Below are 15,439 nucleotides of genomic sequence, written 5' to 3'. Positions count from 1 at the left end.
TTCACTCCCGATGGTCGTGGGTCTGGGTGATACGGCCCTGTTCCACGTGGAACAGAGCGACTGGCGTTTCCGTCTGCCAGCCTTCCCTCAATAATTCGTGATCTACACAGGTGATAAACACCTGGCAGCGTAAGTCTTCCAGCAAGCGGCAAAGCGCGCGACGGTGGTGCTCGTCCAGTTCGGACGGCAGGTCATCCACCAGATAAATACACTGGCCCCGTCGGGCCTGGCTCACCAGGTGCCCTTGGGCAATCCGCAATGCACAGACCACCAACTTTTGCTGTCCACGAGACAAGATGTCCGCGGCGTTATGTGCGCCCAATCTAAGACGCAAATCAGCGCGTTGTGGTCCGGCCTGGGTATGACCCATTTGCTGATCCCGTTGAAGGGATCCGGCGAGCACTGCACTCAGCTCGCGGTCCTTGTCCCAACCACGGTAATAGCTGAGCGTCAAACCCTCGATCTCAACCAGTTCGCTCAAGGTCTGTTCAAAGACTGGTTTCAAGGCTTTGATGTAAGCGCGGCGGTATTCATCTATTTCAGCGCTGGCCTGGCACAGTTCCCTGTCCCAAACCGCTTGCGAAACGGCGTCAAGTGTACCATGCCGCAGCCAAGAGTTTCTCTGGCGCAGGGCCTTCTGCAAGCGCTGCCAAGTGGACATGAATCGCGGTTCCACGTGGAACACGCCCCAGTCGAGAAACTGCCTCCGAATCTTCGGCGCCCCCTCCAAAAGCCGGAAGCTGTCCGGGTTAATCAACTGGAGTGGCAGGATCTCTGCCAGCTGTGCCGCACTGCGGGCATTCTGGCCGTCGATGCGAATCTGGAATTCACCCTGGCGGTCGCGAGATATCCCTAAAGCGCTGTGGCCACCCTCGGCCAATTCAACTTGCCCAAACACCGTGCACGCCAATTGCTCGTACTGAATGACGGGCAACAACCGGCTGCTACGAAACGAACGGGCAAGCCCCAGCAGGTGAATGGCTTCCAGAACACTGGTTTTGCCGCTGCCGTTGGCGCCGTAAAGAATATTGATTCGGGGGGAGGGGGAGAAGGTCACCGGGTGCAGATTGCGCACCGCGGTGACCGAGACGCGACTTAAGGACATCTAGCTTCTGCTGAGCATGATTACAGACGCATCGGCATAACGACGTAGGCCGAGTCGTCGTTGTCGGACTCTTGCACCAGCGCACTGCTGTTGGAGTCGGACAGGATCAGGCGAACCTGCTCGGTGGTCATCACGCCCAGCACGTCGAGCAGATAGCTCACGTTGAAGCCGATTTCCAGATTGCCGCCGTTGTACTCAACGCCCACTTCTTCTTCAGCTTCTTCCTGCTCCGGGTTGTTTGCCTGGATCTTCAGCTGACCGTTGGCCAATTGCAGACGGATGCCGCGGTACTTCTCGTTGGACAGAATCGCGGTACGGCTGAAGGCTTCACGCAAGGCCTGGCGATCACCGAGCACCAGCTTGTCGCCGCCTTTCGGCAGAACCCGCTCGTAGTCAGGGAATTTGCCGTCAACCAGTTTCGAAGTGAAGGTGAACTCACCGGTAGTCGCACGGATGTGGTGTTGACCCAGCACGATGCTGACAATGCCGTCCGGCTCGGTCAGCAGACGCGCCAGTTCAAGGATACCCTTGCGCGGAACGATCACTTGGTGGCGATCCGGCTGACCGATATCGGCCTTCATCGAGCACATGGCCAGACGGTGACCGTCAGTGGCCACGGCGCGGATGATGCCTTCAGAAACTTCCAGCAACATGCCGTTCAGGTAATAACGCACGTCCTGTTGGGCCATGGCGAAGCTGGTGCGTTCGATCAGACGGCGCAGTTTGCTCTGCTCCAGGCTGCACGTCAGCGAGCCAGGGCCTTCTTCAACAGTCGGGAAATCGTTGGCCGGCAGGGTCGACAGGGTGAAGCGGCTACGGCCGGCCTTCACCACAAGCTTCTGCTCATCGACCTTGATGTCGATCAGCGCGTCGTTCGGCAAGCTCTTGCAGATGTCCATCAGCTTGCGCGCAGGCACAGTGATGGAACCCGGGTCCGCGAGCTCTTCGAGTTGCACACGACCGACCAGCTCGACTTCCAGGTCGGTACCGGTCAGCGACAATTGCTGGCCTTCGACAACCAGCAGCACGTTGGAGAGCACCGGCAAGGTCTGTCGGCGCTCGACGACGCCTGCGACCAGTTGCAGGGGTTTCAACAGGGCTTCGCGTTGAATGGTGAAATGCATGGTCTAGTCCCTTGCCTTAATAAGCTGCGCTGGTGTTCATCAAGTGGTCAGTGTACGCAGCAGGTTCTTGTAGTCCTCGCGGATGTCCGCGTCGGATTCCTTAAGTTCGTTGATCTTGCGGCAGGCGTGCAAAACGGTGGTGTGGTCGCGGCCACCAAACACATCGCCGATTTCCGGCAGGCTGTGGTTAGTCAACTCTTTGGACAACGCCATTGCAACCTGACGCGGACGTGCGACCGAGCGTGAACGCCGCTTGGACAGCAGATCGGAGATCTTGATCTTGTAGTACTCGGCGACCGTGCGCTGAATGTTATCCACAGAGACCAGTTTGTCTTGCAGCGCCAACAGGTCTTTCAGGGATTCGCGAATCAACTCGATGGTGATGTCGCGGCCCATGAAGTGCGAGTGGGCGATCACGCGTTTGAGCGCGCCTTCCAGCTCACGGACGTTGGAGCGAATACGCTGGGCAATGAAGAACGCCGCATCGTGTGGCAGATCGACTTTGGCCTGATCGGCCTTTTTCATCAGGATCGCTACGCGGGTTTCCAGCTCCGGCGGCTCGACGGCAACCGTCAGGCCCCAGCCAAAGCGGGATTTCAGGCGTTCTTCAAGGCCTTCGATTTCTTTCGGGTAGCGGTCACTGGTAAGAATGACCTGCTGGCCACCTTCAAGCAGGGCGTTGAAGGTGTGGAAAAATTCTTCCTGGGATCGCTCTTTGCGAGCGAAGAACTGAATGTCATCGATCAGCAACGCATCCACCGAACGGTAGAAGCGCTTGAACTCGTTGATCGCGTTCAGCTGCAGGGCCTTGACCATGTCGGCCACGAACCGCTCCGAATGCAAGTAAACGACCTTGGCATTCGGGTTCTTCTTTAATAGGTGGTTACCCACAGCGTGCATCAAGTGGGTCTTACCCAGGCCGACGCCGCCATAAAGGAAGAGCGGGTTGTAACCGTGCTTCGGGTTATCCGCAACCTGCCAGGCCGCAGCTCGGGCCAGTTGGTTGGATTTACCCTCAACGAAGTTTTCGAAGGTGAAGGTCCGGTTCAGGTAACTGGTGTGCTTGAGCGCACCTTCAACCTGCACCGTGCGCTGCTCGGCGCGAACCGGTGCCTGTTGCGAACTGGCGCCGGCCATGGGGTCGAAGCTGTCGCGAGACGGCTCTTCATTGACCTCGGCCATTTTTTGCGTCGCACGTTTGGTCGGTGCGCTCGTCGGTACTGGTGCCGGAGCGCTGACAGGCGCTTGAGCGGATTGAGCCTGGGAAGCAGCGGCGGCCAACGGTGCATTCGGTGCCGCACGCGGTGCCGAACTGCGTTTGCTGCCTATTAATAAGGAGAGCGCAGGCGCCATGCCATTGCCATGCTCATCCAGCAGTTCAAGGACGCGGCCCAGATATTTTTCGTTGACCCAGTCGAGAACAAAACGATTCGGTGCGTAGACACGCAACTCGTCGCCTTCGGCTTCGACCTGTAGTGGACGGATCCAAGTGTTGAATTGTTGGGCAGGCAGCTCATCGCGCAAAAGCTCTACGCACTGCTGCCAAAGTTCCACTGACACGGATATCCCCTAAGTTGAAAGCCGGTGAGGCAAAAACAAGCGGCCATTGTAGCGGCCAGACGTCCACTTATCCACATGCAGGTTGCGCACAGACCATGAATTATCAACGCGTTAACCGTCAAAAAGACGACCAATGGTATGTGCATAAGCTCTGTGGATAACCGCCCATGAGGGCACTGGACAAGTAGGGGCGAAACTCGGTGGATAACCTGCCTGTGGATAACTGGCCATTCCACACACAGCTTATCCGACAGCGCAGCACAGGCTGCCCCCTGTTTTCCACCGTAGTTGTCATTCTCTGTACAGTGCGAGATAGAAGGGCTCAAGGTAGTTATCCACAGATGATCGCCTCCCTAGCTTTTATAAGCTTTACAGAAAAGCTTTAAATAACTTCCTTCTTTATTTCTATATCTAGCGAAGCACCTGCGGACGAGAAATCGCCTGGAGATCTATTTATAAGGAAACGCTGGTTGGAAATTGACCTAGAGGCTTGCTTTCTCTAGAATCCCCGGTCTCTTAAAACGGGGGCCATTCCGGCCCGTTGTGGACGAACCAGGTAACACGACAATGAAACGTACTTTCCAACCAAGCACTATCAAACGCGCTCGTACCCACGGTTTCCGTGCTCGCATGGCTACCAAGAACGGTCGTGCCGTCCTGTCGCGTCGTCGCGCCAAAGGTCGTGCGCGTCTGGCAGTTTGATAATCCGGCACTGGAGGTGAGTCAGGACTTCAGTCGGGAAAAGCGTCTGCTTACCCCCCGGCATTTCAAGGCAGTCTTTGACTCCCCTACCGGCAAGGTTCCGGGGAAAAATCTCCTGCTCCTTGCGCGCAACAACGATCTCGATCACCCCCGTCTCGGGTTGGTTATCGGGAAAAAGAGCGTAAAGCTCTCCGTCGAGCGCAATCGCCTCAAACGTCTGATGCGCGAATCGTTTCGCCTGAACCAGGATTCACTGGTCGGATGGGACATCGTTATCGTCGCGCGCAAAGGTTTGGGTGACGTAGAAAACCCCGAATTGATTCAGCATTTCGGCAAACTCTGGAAGCGTCTGGCACGTAGCAAGCCGGTACCAGCAGTCAAAACCGAAACTGTAGGGGTAGACAGTCCCGATGCGTAAACTGGCACTCGTTCCGATCCAGTTTTATCGCTATGCCATTAGTCCCCTGATGGCCAGTCACTGTCGTTTCTACCCCAGTTGTTCCTGCTACGCGTATGAAGCCATAGAAAATCATGGCCTTCTGCGCGGTGGCTGGCTGACCTTTCGTCGTTTAGGTCGCTGTCATCCGTGGAATCCCGGTGGTTATGACCCGGTTCCACCTATCCCTACCTCCCGTTCTTCTTCGATGGCCGAGTAATCATGGATATCAAACGCACGATCCTGATCGTCGCCCTGGCAATCGTGTCCTACGTTATGGTTCTTAAATGGAACCAGGACTATGGCCAGGCTGCCCTGCCGACTCAGAATGTTGCTTCCAGTACTACCGCACCGGGCCTACCGGACACGGCGACTGGCAATAATGCTTCTGTCAGTGACGACATTCCACGCGCCGCAAGTGATACCAGTGCAGCACCTGCTGAAACACCAGTTGCTGTCAGCAAGGACCTCATCCAGATCAAAACGGATGTGCTCGACCTGGCAATCGATCCACAAGGTGGCGATGTCGCCCAGTTGAAATTGCCGCTGTACCCACGTCGCCAGGACCATCCGGAAATTCCGTTCCAGCTGTTTGATAACGGCGGTGAGCTGACTTACCTGGCGCAAAGCGGTCTGATCGGTACCAACGGGCCGGACGCAAGCCCGGCCGGTCGTCCGGTTTACTCTTCGGAGAAGAAGACTTATCAACTGGCTGACGGTCAGGACCAATTGGTCGTGGACCTGAAGTTCAGCAAGGACGGCGTCAACTACATCAAGCGTTTCACGGTAAAACGTGGCCTGTATGACGTAACCGTTTCCTATCTGATCGATAACCAGAGCGCACAGCCCTGGTCTGGTGCGATGTTCGCGCAACTGAAGCGTGACGCCAGCGGCGATCCTTCCTCGACTACCGCCACCGGTACCGCGACTTACCTGGGCGCTGCCCTGTGGACAAGTAACGAGCCGTACAAGAAAGTGTCCATGAAGGACATGGACAAGGCGCAGTTGAAGGAAACCGTCAGTGGTGGTTGGGTTGCCTGGTTGCAACACTACTTCGTCACCGCCTGGATTCCGGCCAAGGGCGAAAACAACGTCGTCCAGACCCGTAAAGACAGCAAAGGCAACTACATCATCGGTTATACCGGCCCGGCAATAAGCGTTGCGCCAGGTGCAAAAGCCGAAACCAGCGCGATTCTCTATGCCGGTCCGAAAAGCCAGGCCGTGCTGAAAGAGTTGTCCCCAGGTCTGGAACTGACCGTCGACTACGGCATTCTTTGGTTCATTGCCCAGCCAATCTTCTGGCTGCTGGGACACATCCACGCCATCGTCGGTAACTGGGGCTGGTCGATCATCTTCCTGACCATGCTGATCAAAGGGATTTTCTTCCCGCTGTCGGCTGCCAGCTACAAATCCATGGCGCGCATGCGTGCAGTGGCACCGAAACTGGCCGCGCTGAAAGAGCAACATGGCGATGACCGGCAGAAAATGTCGCAAGCCATGATGGAGCTGTACAAGAAAGAGAAGATCAATCCGCTGGGTGGTTGCTTGCCAATCCTCGTACAGATGCCGGTTTTCCTTTCTCTGTACTGGGTTCTGCTGGAAAGCGTTGAAATGCGCCAAGCGCCATTCATGCTGTGGATTACTGACCTGTCGATCAAGGATCCGTTCTTCATTCTGCCGATCATCATGGGTGCAACCATGTTCATCCAGCAGCAGTTGAACCCGACACCTCCGGATCCTATGCAGGCGAAGGTCATGAAGCTGATGCCAATCATCTTCACCTTCTTCTTCCTGTGGTTCCCGGCTGGTCTGGTGCTGTACTGGGTAGTGAACAACTGCCTGTCCATCGCCCAACAGTGGTACATCACTCGTAAAGTCGAAGCGGCTACTAAAGCAGCTGCCTGATTTACACTGTGGATAACCACTCAAAACGCCCCCTAGTGGGGCGTTTTGCTATCTGTCACTTTTGTCTGGATACCGGTTTATGAGCGTTCCTCGGGAAACCATCGCAGCTGTCGCCACCGCTCAAGGTCGCGGCGGAGTGGGCATCGTCCGTATTTCCGGGCCGTTGGCGAGCATTGCCGCCAAGGCGATCAGCGGTCGCGAACTGAAACCCCGATTTGCCCACTACGGCCCCTTCCTCAATGAAAACGAAGAGGTGCTGGACGAAGGCATCGCCTTGTATTTCCCGGGACCCAACTCTTTTACCGGCGAAGACGTGCTTGAACTGCAGGGGCACGGCGGGCCGATCGTTCTGGACATGTTGCTCAAACGTTGCCTGGAACTGGGCTGCCGTCTGGCCCGGCCGGGAGAATTCAGTGAGCGTGCCTTCCTCAATGACAAACTCGACCTCGCCCAGGCGGAAGCCATCGCCGACCTGATCGAGGCAAGTTCTGCACAGGCCGCGCGCAACGCGTTGCGTTCGTTGCAGGGCGCCTTCTCCCAGCGTGTGCATAACCTCACCGAGCAGCTGATTGGCCTGCGCATCTACGTCGAAGCGGCCATCGATTTCCCGGAGGAAGAAATCGACTTCCTGGCTGACGGCCACGTACTGACGATGCTCGATAAGGTGCGCGACGAATTATCCACAGTGCTTCGTGAAGCCGGACAAGGTGCCTTGTTACGCGATGGGATGACCGCGGTCATTGCCGGCCGGCCGAATGCCGGTAAGTCCAGCCTGCTGAATGCGTTGGCCGGGCGAGAAGCCGCGATCGTGACCGAGATTGCCGGCACCACCCGGGATATTCTTCGCGAACATATCCACATCGATGGCATGCCGTTGCACGTGGTCGACACGGCAGGTTTGCGAGATACCGATGACCAGGTGGAAAAAATCGGTGTCGAGCGGGCGTTGAAAGCCATCGGCGAGGCAGATCGCGTGCTGTTAGTGGTCGATGCGACTGCTCCTGAGGCACTTGATCCGTTTGCGTTATGGCCGGAATTCCTGGAAATACGCCCGGATCCGGCAAAGGTCACGCTGATCCGTAACAAGGCTGACCTGACGGGAGAAGCGATTGCCCTGGAAGTCAGTGACGATGGCCACGTCACCATAAGCCTCAGTGCGAAATCCGCCGGCATGGGACTGGAGCTGCTACGCGAACATCTCAAGGCGTGCATGGGCTACGAGCAGACCTCGGAAAGCAGCTTCAGTGCTCGCAGGCGTCACCTTGAGGCACTACGACATGCCAGCGCATCCCTTGAACATGGCCGTGCACAGCTGACCTTGGCGGGCGCCGGTGAACTGCTAGCCGAAGATTTACGCCAGGCTCAGCACTCTTTGGGTGAAATCACCGGTGCATTCAGCTCCGATGACCTGCTGGGGCGCATTTTTTCCAGCTTCTGCATCGGTAAATAGTCCTTCCGTTGTCCACAGACAGGCCATTCGAGCCTGTCTGTTCCTTCCCTTTTCTCAGATCGTCCTCCAGTGCTGAGCAGATTCTTTCTGCTTGAGCGGATTTTCCGTGTGCGGAATTTGCTGGATCAGCACTTTTCTGTGGATTAAGCCCTGTGAGTAACTGCCACTAAGGGCAGTTGATAACAGGGCCTGAAAACTGAAGATAACCGCCCCTGTGGATAACCACCCCTTTCATCCACAGGCTTAAACCGGTTATCCAAGGGCCTCCTTGGCACATGATCACAGGGTTTTGAATCTCTGTACATATTGAATATAAAGGCCTGTAGAGATCTATCCACAGAAATGTGCCTCAGTAGAAATAAACATAAAAACAAAGATTTAATAAATTTCTCTCTTTTTAATTTCTATAACCCCGACTTCTCCACAGCTGGTTAATTTTTGTGCAAAGGGTTCTTTAGGAAGGGCGAAGTCCCTATACTTGCCGACCAGGTATAGAAACCTGAGCTCAAACTATTCCTGATTACCTGACTGAAGCAGGCACGAGGTGCGTGGTGGATTTCCCTTCCCGTTTTGAAGTGATCGTCATCGGCGGCGGTCATGCCGGTACCGAGGCAGCACTGGCCTCAGCACGCATGGGTGCTAAAACCCTGTTGCTGACGCATAACGTGGAAACCCTCGGTGCCATGAGTTGCAACCCTGCCATTGGCGGGATCGGCAAAAGCCATCTGGTAAAAGAAATCGATGCCCTCGGCGGCGCGATGGCCATGGCTACCGACAAAGGTGGTATCCAGTTTCGCGTATTGAACAGCCGCAAAGGCCCGGCCGTGCGTGCAACTCGCGCTCAGGCAGACCGGGTTCTGTACAAGGCCGCTGTCCGCGAAGCATTGGAAAACCAGCCGAACCTGTGGATATTTCAACAAGCTGCTGATGATTTGATCGTCGAGCAGGAGCAAGTGCGTGGTGTTGTCACCCAAATGGGCCTGCGTTTCCTCGCGGATTCCGTGGTGTTGACCACTGGCACCTTCCTCGGCGGACTTATCCACATCGGCATGCAGAATTATTCCGGTGGCCGCGCCGGTGATCCGCCATCGATCGCCCTGGCTCACCGTCTGCGTGAATTGCCATTGCGGGTTGGTCGTCTGAAAACCGGTACACCACCGCGAATCGACGGCCGTTCCGTGGATTTCTCGGTCATGACCGAGCAAGCAGGCGATACACCGATCCCGGTGATGTCGTTCATGGGGTCCAAAGAACAGCATCCGAAACAGGTGAGCTGCTGGATTACCCACACCAACGCCCGCACTCACGAAATCATCGCCGCGAACCTCGATCGTTCGCCGATGTATTCCGATGCAGGGCAGATCGAAGGTATCGGTCCGCGTTATTGCCCGTCGATCGAAGACAAGATCCACCGCTTTGCCGACAAGGAAAGCCACCAGGTCTTCATCGAGCCGGAAGGTTTGACGACGCACGAGTTGTACCCGAACGGGATATCCACATCCTTGCCGTTCGACGTGCAATTGCAGATCGTGCAATCGATCCGCGGCATGGAAAACGCGCACATTGTTCGTCCTGGCTACGCCATCGAGTACGACTATTTCGACCCCCGTGACCTGAAGTACAACCTCGAAACCAAAGTCATCGGTGGTCTGTTTTTCGCCGGGCAAATCAACGGCACCACCGGTTACGAAGAAGCGGGTGCCCAAGGTTTGCTGGCCGGCGCCAACGCTGCACTGCGGGCACAGGGCAAAGATGCCTGGTGCCCGCGTCGCGATGAGGCGTACATCGGGGTGTTGGTCGACGACTTGATTACCCTCGGTACTCAAGAGCCGTACCGGATGTTCACATCCCGTGCCGAATACCGCCTGATCCTGCGCGAAGACAACGCCGACCTGCGCCTGACCGAAAAAGGGCGCGAGTTGGGTCTGGTCGATGACGCGCGTTGGGCGGCGTTCTGCAAGAAACGCGAAAGCATCGATCTCGAAGAGCAACGTCTGAAAAGTACCTGGGTCCGCCCGGGTACCGAGCAGGGCGATGCGATTTCCGAGAAGTTCGGTACACCGCTGACCCACGAATACAATTTGCTCAATCTGCTGAGCCGTCCGGAAATCGACTACGCTGGTCTGATCGCCGTGACCGGTGGGGGCGCAGAAGATCCACAAGTCGCCGAGCAGGTCGAAATCAAGACCAAATACGCCGGTTACATCGATCGTCAGCAGGATGAAATCGCTCGTCTGCGGGCCAGCGAAGATACAAAACTGCCTGTGGATATCGATTACACGAACATTTCCGGTCTCTCCAAGGAGATCCAGAGCAAGCTCGGTGCGACCCGTCCAGAGACTTTGGGTCAGGCATCACGTATCCCGGGCGTCACGCCGGCAGCGATTTCGCTGTTGATGATTCATTTGAAAAAACGCGGCGCGGGCCGTCAGTTGGAGCAAAGCGCTTGAGTTCGTTGGTCACCTCGCAACATGCCGAAGAGTTATCCACAGGTGCCCGCCAGCTCGGTGTCACACTGACAGAAGCCCAGCACGCGCAATTGCTGGGCTATCTGGCCCTGTTGATCAAATGGAACAAGGCTTACAACCTGACCGCCGTGCGCGATCCGGACGAAATGGTTTCCCGTCACCTGCTCGATAGTTTGAGCGTGATGTCGTTCGTCGAGAACGGTCGCTGGCTGGACGTTGGCAGCGGCGGCGGCATGCCGGGTATTCCGTTGGCTATCCTGTTTCCAGAGTCGCAAGTGACCTGCCTGGACAGCAACGGCAAGAAAACCCGCTTCCTGACCCAGGTCAAACTCGAACTCAAACTGGATAACCTGCAAGTTATCCACAGCCGTGTCGAAGCGTTCCAGCCTGCCCAGCCGTTCAACGGGATCATTTCCCGGGCATTCAGCAGCATGGAAAACTTCAGTAACTGGACTCGCCACCTTGGCGATGCCGATACACGCTGGCTGGCAATGAAGGGCGTTCATCCGGCCGATGAGCTGGTAGCATTGCCGGCAGACTTCCACCTCGATAGCGAACACGCCCTGGCCGTACCTGGTTGCCAAGGCCAACGCCATCTGCTGATACTGCGCCGCACGGCATGATTGGGAACACAAGCAAGAATGGCTAAGGTATTCGCGATAGCGAACCAGAAAGGTGGCGTGGGTAAAACCACCACCTGCATCAACCTCGCAGCTTCCCTGGTTGCTACCAAGCGCCGGGTGCTGTTGATCGATCTCGATCCACAGGGCAACGCCACCATGGGTAGCGGTGTGGATAAACACGGGTTGGAAAACTCGGTCTACGACCTGCTGATCGGCGAGTGTGACCTGGCCCAGGCCATGCACTACTCCGAGCATGGCGGTTACCAGTTGTTGCCGGCCAACCGTGACCTCACGGCGGCTGAAGTGGTTCTGCTGGAAATGCAGATGAAGGAAAGCCGTCTGCGCAGTGCGCTGGCGCCGATCCGTGAAAACTACGATTACATTTTGATCGACTGCCCGCCGTCGCTGTCGATGCTCACATTGAACGCATTGGTCGCGGCTGACGGGGTGATTATCCCCATGCAGTGCGAGTACTTTGCGCTCGAAGGTTTGAGCGACCTTGTGGATAACATCAAGCGCATCGCTGAATTGCTCAACCCGAACCTGAAAGTCGAAGGCCTGTTGCGGACCATGTATGACCCGCGCCTGAGCCTGATGAACGACGTGTCGGCGCAGCTCAAGGAACACTTCGGCGAGCAACTGTACGACACCGTTATCCCGCGCAACATCCGTCTGGCTGAAGCACCCAGTTACGGTATGCCGGCACTGGCTTACGACAAAGCATCGCGTGGCGCTATCGCCTACCTGGCGTTAGCCGGCGAGCTGGTTCGTCGTCAACGCAAAAACTCACGCACCGCCGCCGCTCAGGCAACTTAAGGAATCCCCATGGCCGTCAAGAAACGAGGTCTCGGACGTGGACTGGATGCACTGCTGAGTGGTCCGACTGTCAGCTCGCTGGAAGAACAAGCGGTGCAGGCCGATCAGCGTGAGCTGCAGCACCTGCCCCTGGACCTGATCCAGCGCGGCAAGTACCAGCCGCGTCGGGACATGGATCCTCAGGCGCTGGAAGAGCTGGCGCAGTCGATCAAGGCCCAGGGCGTGATGCAGCCGATCGTGGTTCGTCCGATCGGCAACGGTCGCTTCGAAATCATCGCCGGTGAACGTCGCTGGCGCGCCAGCCAGCAGGCTGGCCAGGAAACCATTCCGGCGATGGTTCGCGATGTGCCGGATGAAACCGCGATCGCCATGGCGCTGATCGAGAACATCCAGCGTGAAGACCTCAATCCGATCGAAGAAGCCGTGGCCCTGCAGCGTTTGCAGCAGGAATTCCAGCTGACTCAGCAACAAGTGGCCGAAGCCGTGGGCAAATCCCGCGTGACTGTGGCCAACCTGCTACGCTTGATCGCGTTGCCGGAAGTTATCAAAACCATGCTGTCGCACGGTGACCTGGAAATGGGTCATGCCCGTGCTTTGCTCGGTTTGCCGGAGAATCAACAGGTTGAAGGGGCGCGACATGTTGTCGCACGGGGGCTGACGGTGCGCCAAACTGAGGCACTGGTTCGCCAGTGGTTGAGTGGCAAACAGGAGCCTGCCGAACCGGTCAAACCGGACCCTGATATCGCCCGACTCGAGCAGCGCCTGGCCGAACGCCTAGGCTCTGCGGTGCAGATCCGCCACGGAAAGAAGGGGAAAGGGCAGTTGGTTATTGGTTACAACTCCCTTGATGAGCTTCAGGGTGTGCTCGCACACATTCGCTGAAACATTTCCTCATGTAGCGTGCAGTCGGAAATCACTACCTGACAGTTGAATAGGGGCAGAACCGCCCCTATACTCTGCGCGCATTTTGTCGGCACAAATTATGCCAAGTTATTGAATTCTGGCAGCCGACCATTGGGGAGTAATTGTGATGGAAAGCCGCACGCCAAACCGCTTGCCGTTCCATCGCCTGGCAGTTTTTCCGGTGTTAATGGCTCAGTTTGTAGTTTTGCTGATCGCCGCTTTGGCGCTCTGGCAATGGCACGGAGTCGTTGCCGGGTACTCGGGACTCTGCGGAGGCCTGATAGCCTTGCTGCCCAATGTTTATTTCGCTCACAGGGCCTTTCGGTTTTCCGGCGCCCGAGCAGCCCAAGCCATCGTCCGGTCTTTTTATGCCGGTGAGGCGGGCAAACTGATTTTGACGGCAGTGCTCTTTGCATTGACGTTCGCAGGTGTGAAGCCATTGGCGCCGCTAGCTGTATTCGGCGTCTTCGTGTTGACCCAACTGGTCAGCTGGTTCGCGCCCCTGCTGATGAGAACAAGACTTTCGAGACCTTAGGGCGTTTGAGGCAACCATGGCAGAGACAACCGCTTCGGGCTATATCCAGCACCACTTGCAGAACCTGACCTTCGGTCAGCACCCAACTGGCGGGTGGGGTTTTGCCCACACCGCAGCAGAAGCCAAAGAAATGGGCTTCTGGGCTTTCCACGTCGATACCCTCGGCTGGTCGGTCGCGTTGGGTCTGATCTTCGTTCTTCTTTTCCGCATGGCGGCTAAGAAGGCGACTTCCGGTCAGCCTGGTGCTTTGCAGAACTTCGTTGAAGTATTGGTCGAATTCGTCGATGGCAGCGTGAAAGACAGCTTCCATGGCCGTAGCCCGGTGATCGCACCGTTGGCACTGACCATCTTCGTCTGGGTCTTCCTGATGAACGCCGTCGACCTTATCCCGGTCGACTGGATTCCTCAGCTGGCCATCCTGATCACTGGCGATGCGCACATTCCTTTCCGTGCCGTTTCGACCACTGACCCGAACGCTACCCTGGGCATGGCCCTGTCGGTGTTCGCGTTGATCATTTTCTACAGCATCAAGGTCAAGGGCATCGGCGGCTTCATCGGCGAGCTGACTCTGCACCCGTTCGGCAGCAAGAACATCTTCGTTCAAGCCCTGCTGATTCCGGTGAACTTCCTGCTGGAGTTCGTGACACTGATCGCCAAGCCTATCTCGCTGGCACTGCGTCTGTTCGGCAACATGTACGCCGGCGAACTGGTCTTCATTCTGATTGCTGTTATGTTCGGCAGCGGTCTGCTCTGGCTTAGCGGCCTGGGCGTAGTTCTGCAGTGGGCGTGGGCTGTGTTCCACATCCTTATCATCACCCTGCAGGCGTTTATCTTCATGATGCTGACCATCGTTTACCTGTCGATGGCGCACGAAGAGAACCATTAAGACCAGTCTCGACTAGTCTGATGTCCCACCCGGTCAAACGGGTGGGTGCCCGAACAGGGCTATGAAACGATTTGTTTTACCGCTTTAAAATCTAAAAAACCTAAACCATACGACGTAAAAGTCGGGAGGAAAGATGGAAACTGTAGTTGGTCTAACCGCTATCGCTGTTGCACTGTTGATCGGCCTGGGCGCACTGGGTACCGCAATTGGTTTCGGCCTGTTGGGCGGCAAGTTCCTGGAAGGCGCAGCGCGTCAGCCAGAAATGGTTCCAATGCTGCAAGTTAAAATGTTCATCGTTGCCGGTCTGCTCGACGCCGTAACCATGATCGGTGTTGGTATCGCTCTGTTCTTCACTTTCGCGAACCCATTCGTTGGTCAACTCGCTGGCTAATTACTCGAACCTTCGAGTAATTGGTGTGATGTGCAACGAACGAGCGAGGTGTTGGCGTGAACATTAATGCAACCCTGATTGGCCAGTCCGTTGCGTTCTTCATTTTTGTACTGTTTTGCATGAAGTTCGTGTGGCCTCCGGTCATCGCGGCTTTGCACGAACGTCAGAAGAAGATCGCGGATGGACTGGACGCTGCCGCCCGAGCAGCTCGCGACCTGGAGCTGGCCCAAGATAAAGCGGGTCAGCAACTGCGCGAAGCAAAAGCTCAGGCAGCCGAAATCATTGAGCAAGCCAAGAAACGCGGTAACCAGATCGTTGAAGAGGCTGTTGAAAAAGCCCGTATCGACGCTGACCGTGTGAAGGTTCAGGCTCAGGCCGAGATCGAGCAGGAACTGAACAGTGTCAAAGACGCGCTGCGTGCCCAACTGGGTAACCTGGCAGTCTCTGGCGCCGAGAAGATCCTGGGTTCCACAATCGATCAAAACGCGCACGCGGAGCTGGTAAACAAACTGGCTGCTGAAATTTAAGCGAGGGC

Annotated in this window: 16 protein-coding genes; 13 read left to right on the top strand and 3 right to left on the bottom strand. The window is 56.5% G+C overall.

From position 1 onward, the window contains the following. Position 1 precedes the first annotated feature (1 nt). Genes recF through dnaA form a run of 3 tightly spaced genes read right to left on the bottom strand, consistent with a single transcriptional unit; the run spans position 2 to position 3,789 of the window. A complete protein-coding gene (recF, locus tag DJ564_RS01060; RefSeq protein WP_109626991.1) occupies positions 2–1,105 on the bottom strand; it encodes a DNA replication/repair protein RecF in 1,104 nt (367 codons plus the stop codon). 20 nt (positions 1,106–1,125) lie between these two features. Then, on the bottom strand, positions 1,126–2,229 hold the full coding sequence (gene dnaN, locus DJ564_RS01055; RefSeq protein WP_109626989.1) for a DNA polymerase III subunit beta: 1,104 nt from the start codon (positions 2,227–2,229) through the stop codon (positions 1,126–1,128). A gap of 39 nt (positions 2,230–2,268) precedes the next feature. Next, complete coding sequence (gene dnaA, locus DJ564_RS01050; RefSeq protein ID WP_109626987.1) at positions 2,269–3,789, bottom strand: chromosomal replication initiator protein DnaA; 1,521 nt, start codon at positions 3,787–3,789, stop codon at positions 2,269–2,271. 567 nt (positions 3,790–4,356) lie between these two features. Between dnaA and rpmH the strand changes: the two genes are divergently transcribed. The 13 genes from rpmH to DJ564_RS00980 all read left to right on the top strand — a co-directional run bounded on the left by rpmH (position 4,357) and on the right by DJ564_RS00980 (position 15,431). Beyond that, positions 4,357–4,491 carry a 50S ribosomal protein L34 gene (gene rpmH, locus DJ564_RS01045; RefSeq protein ID WP_003213577.1) on the top strand — a complete coding sequence of 45 codons (135 nt, stop codon included), beginning with the start codon at positions 4,357–4,359 and terminating at the stop codon, positions 4,489–4,491. Positions 4,492–4,507: 16 nt separating this feature from the next. Next, positions 4,508–4,909, top strand: a complete 402-nt coding sequence (gene rnpA, locus DJ564_RS01040) for a ribonuclease P protein component (RefSeq protein ID WP_010465490.1) — start codon at positions 4,508–4,510, stop codon at positions 4,907–4,909. Continuing rightward, positions 4,902–5,147, top strand: coding sequence for a membrane protein insertion efficiency factor YidD (gene yidD / locus DJ564_RS01035; protein ID WP_010465488.1), 246 nt, complete (start codon positions 4,902–4,904; stop codon positions 5,145–5,147). Before rnpA ends, yidD begins: the two co-directional genes overlap by 8 nt. Before the next feature lie 2 nt (positions 5,148–5,149). Continuing rightward, positions 5,150–6,832: a membrane protein insertase YidC gene (gene yidC / locus DJ564_RS01030; RefSeq protein WP_109626986.1), complete on the top strand. Its 1,683-nt coding sequence runs from the start codon at positions 5,150–5,152 to the stop codon at positions 6,830–6,832. A gap of 79 nt (positions 6,833–6,911) precedes the next feature. After that, positions 6,912–8,282 carry a tRNA uridine-5-carboxymethylaminomethyl(34) synthesis GTPase MnmE gene (mnmE, locus tag DJ564_RS01025; protein WP_109626984.1) on the top strand — a complete coding sequence of 457 codons (1,371 nt, stop codon included), beginning with the start codon at positions 6,912–6,914 and terminating at the stop codon, positions 8,280–8,282. Between the two features lie 551 nt (positions 8,283–8,833). Further along, positions 8,834–10,732 (top strand): tRNA uridine-5-carboxymethylaminomethyl(34) synthesis enzyme MnmG, encoded by a 1,899-nt coding sequence (mnmG, locus tag DJ564_RS01015; protein ID WP_109626982.1) that lies wholly within the window; start codon positions 8,834–8,836, stop codon positions 10,730–10,732. Next, positions 10,729–11,373: a 16S rRNA (guanine(527)-N(7))-methyltransferase RsmG gene (gene rsmG, locus DJ564_RS01010; RefSeq protein ID WP_102594524.1), complete on the top strand. Its 645-nt coding sequence runs from the start codon at positions 10,729–10,731 to the stop codon at positions 11,371–11,373. Before mnmG ends, rsmG begins: the two co-directional genes overlap by 4 nt. An 18-nt stretch (positions 11,374–11,391) precedes the next feature. Beyond that, positions 11,392–12,189: a ParA family protein gene (locus tag DJ564_RS01005; protein WP_090177596.1), complete on the top strand. Its 798-nt coding sequence runs from the start codon at positions 11,392–11,394 to the stop codon at positions 12,187–12,189. Positions 12,190–12,198: 9 nt separating this feature from the next. Next, positions 12,199–13,071 carry a ParB/RepB/Spo0J family partition protein gene (locus DJ564_RS01000; protein ID WP_109626980.1) on the top strand — a complete coding sequence of 291 codons (873 nt, stop codon included), beginning with the start codon at positions 12,199–12,201 and terminating at the stop codon, positions 13,069–13,071. Between the two features lie 148 nt (positions 13,072–13,219). Then, positions 13,220–13,627: a F0F1 ATP synthase subunit I gene (locus tag DJ564_RS00995; RefSeq protein ID WP_010465473.1), complete on the top strand. Its 408-nt coding sequence runs from the start codon at positions 13,220–13,222 to the stop codon at positions 13,625–13,627. A gap of 16 nt (positions 13,628–13,643) precedes the next feature. Further along, positions 13,644–14,513 carry a F0F1 ATP synthase subunit A gene (gene atpB / locus DJ564_RS00990; protein ID WP_010465471.1) on the top strand — a complete coding sequence of 290 codons (870 nt, stop codon included), beginning with the start codon at positions 13,644–13,646 and terminating at the stop codon, positions 14,511–14,513. Between the two features lie 133 nt (positions 14,514–14,646). Further along, the gene (gene atpE, locus DJ564_RS00985; RefSeq protein WP_002555987.1) at positions 14,647–14,904 is read left to right on the top strand and encodes a F0F1 ATP synthase subunit C; all 258 of its coding nucleotides are present in this window, start codon (positions 14,647–14,649) and stop codon (positions 14,902–14,904) included. Between the two features lie 56 nt (positions 14,905–14,960). After that, complete coding sequence (locus tag DJ564_RS00980; protein ID WP_109626978.1) at positions 14,961–15,431, top strand: F0F1 ATP synthase subunit B; 471 nt, start codon at positions 14,961–14,963, stop codon at positions 15,429–15,431. Positions 15,432–15,439 lie beyond the last annotated feature (8 nt).

Source organism: Pseudomonas sp. 31-12, from assembly GCF_003151075.1.
GTDB lineage: Bacteria > Pseudomonadota > Gammaproteobacteria > Pseudomonadales > Pseudomonadaceae > Aquipseudomonas.
The sequence above is the reverse complement of the archived record's forward strand: the minus strand, read 5'-3'. Positions and strand labels throughout refer to the sequence as shown.

Coding starts and splice junctions, on each gene's coding strand:
- dnaN (WP_109626989.1), bottom strand. CDS start 2,229: ATGCATTTCACCATTCAACGCGAAGCCCTGTTGAAACCCCTGCAACTG.
- yidD (WP_010465488.1), top strand. CDS start 4,902: ATGCGTAAACTGGCACTCGTTCCGATCCAGTTTTATCGCTATGCCATT.
- DJ564_RS01005 (WP_090177596.1), top strand. CDS start 11,392: ATGGCTAAGGTATTCGCGATAGCGAACCAGAAAGGTGGCGTGGGTAAA.
- yidC (WP_109626986.1), top strand. CDS start 5,150: ATGGATATCAAACGCACGATCCTGATCGTCGCCCTGGCAATCGTGTCC.
- DJ564_RS00995 (WP_010465473.1), top strand. CDS start 13,220: ATGGAAAGCCGCACGCCAAACCGCTTGCCGTTCCATCGCCTGGCAGTT.
- mnmE (WP_109626984.1), top strand. CDS start 6,912: ATGAGCGTTCCTCGGGAAACCATCGCAGCTGTCGCCACCGCTCAAGGT.
- recF (WP_109626991.1), bottom strand. CDS start 1,105: ATGTCCTTAAGTCGCGTCTCGGTCACCGCGGTGCGCAATCTGCACCCG.
- DJ564_RS01000 (WP_109626980.1), top strand. CDS start 12,199: ATGGCCGTCAAGAAACGAGGTCTCGGACGTGGACTGGATGCACTGCTG.
- atpB (WP_010465471.1), top strand. CDS start 13,644: ATGGCAGAGACAACCGCTTCGGGCTATATCCAGCACCACTTGCAGAAC.
- atpE (WP_002555987.1), top strand. CDS start 14,647: ATGGAAACTGTAGTTGGTCTAACCGCTATCGCTGTTGCACTGTTGATC.
- rpmH (WP_003213577.1), top strand. CDS start 4,357: ATGAAACGTACTTTCCAACCAAGCACTATCAAACGCGCTCGTACCCAC.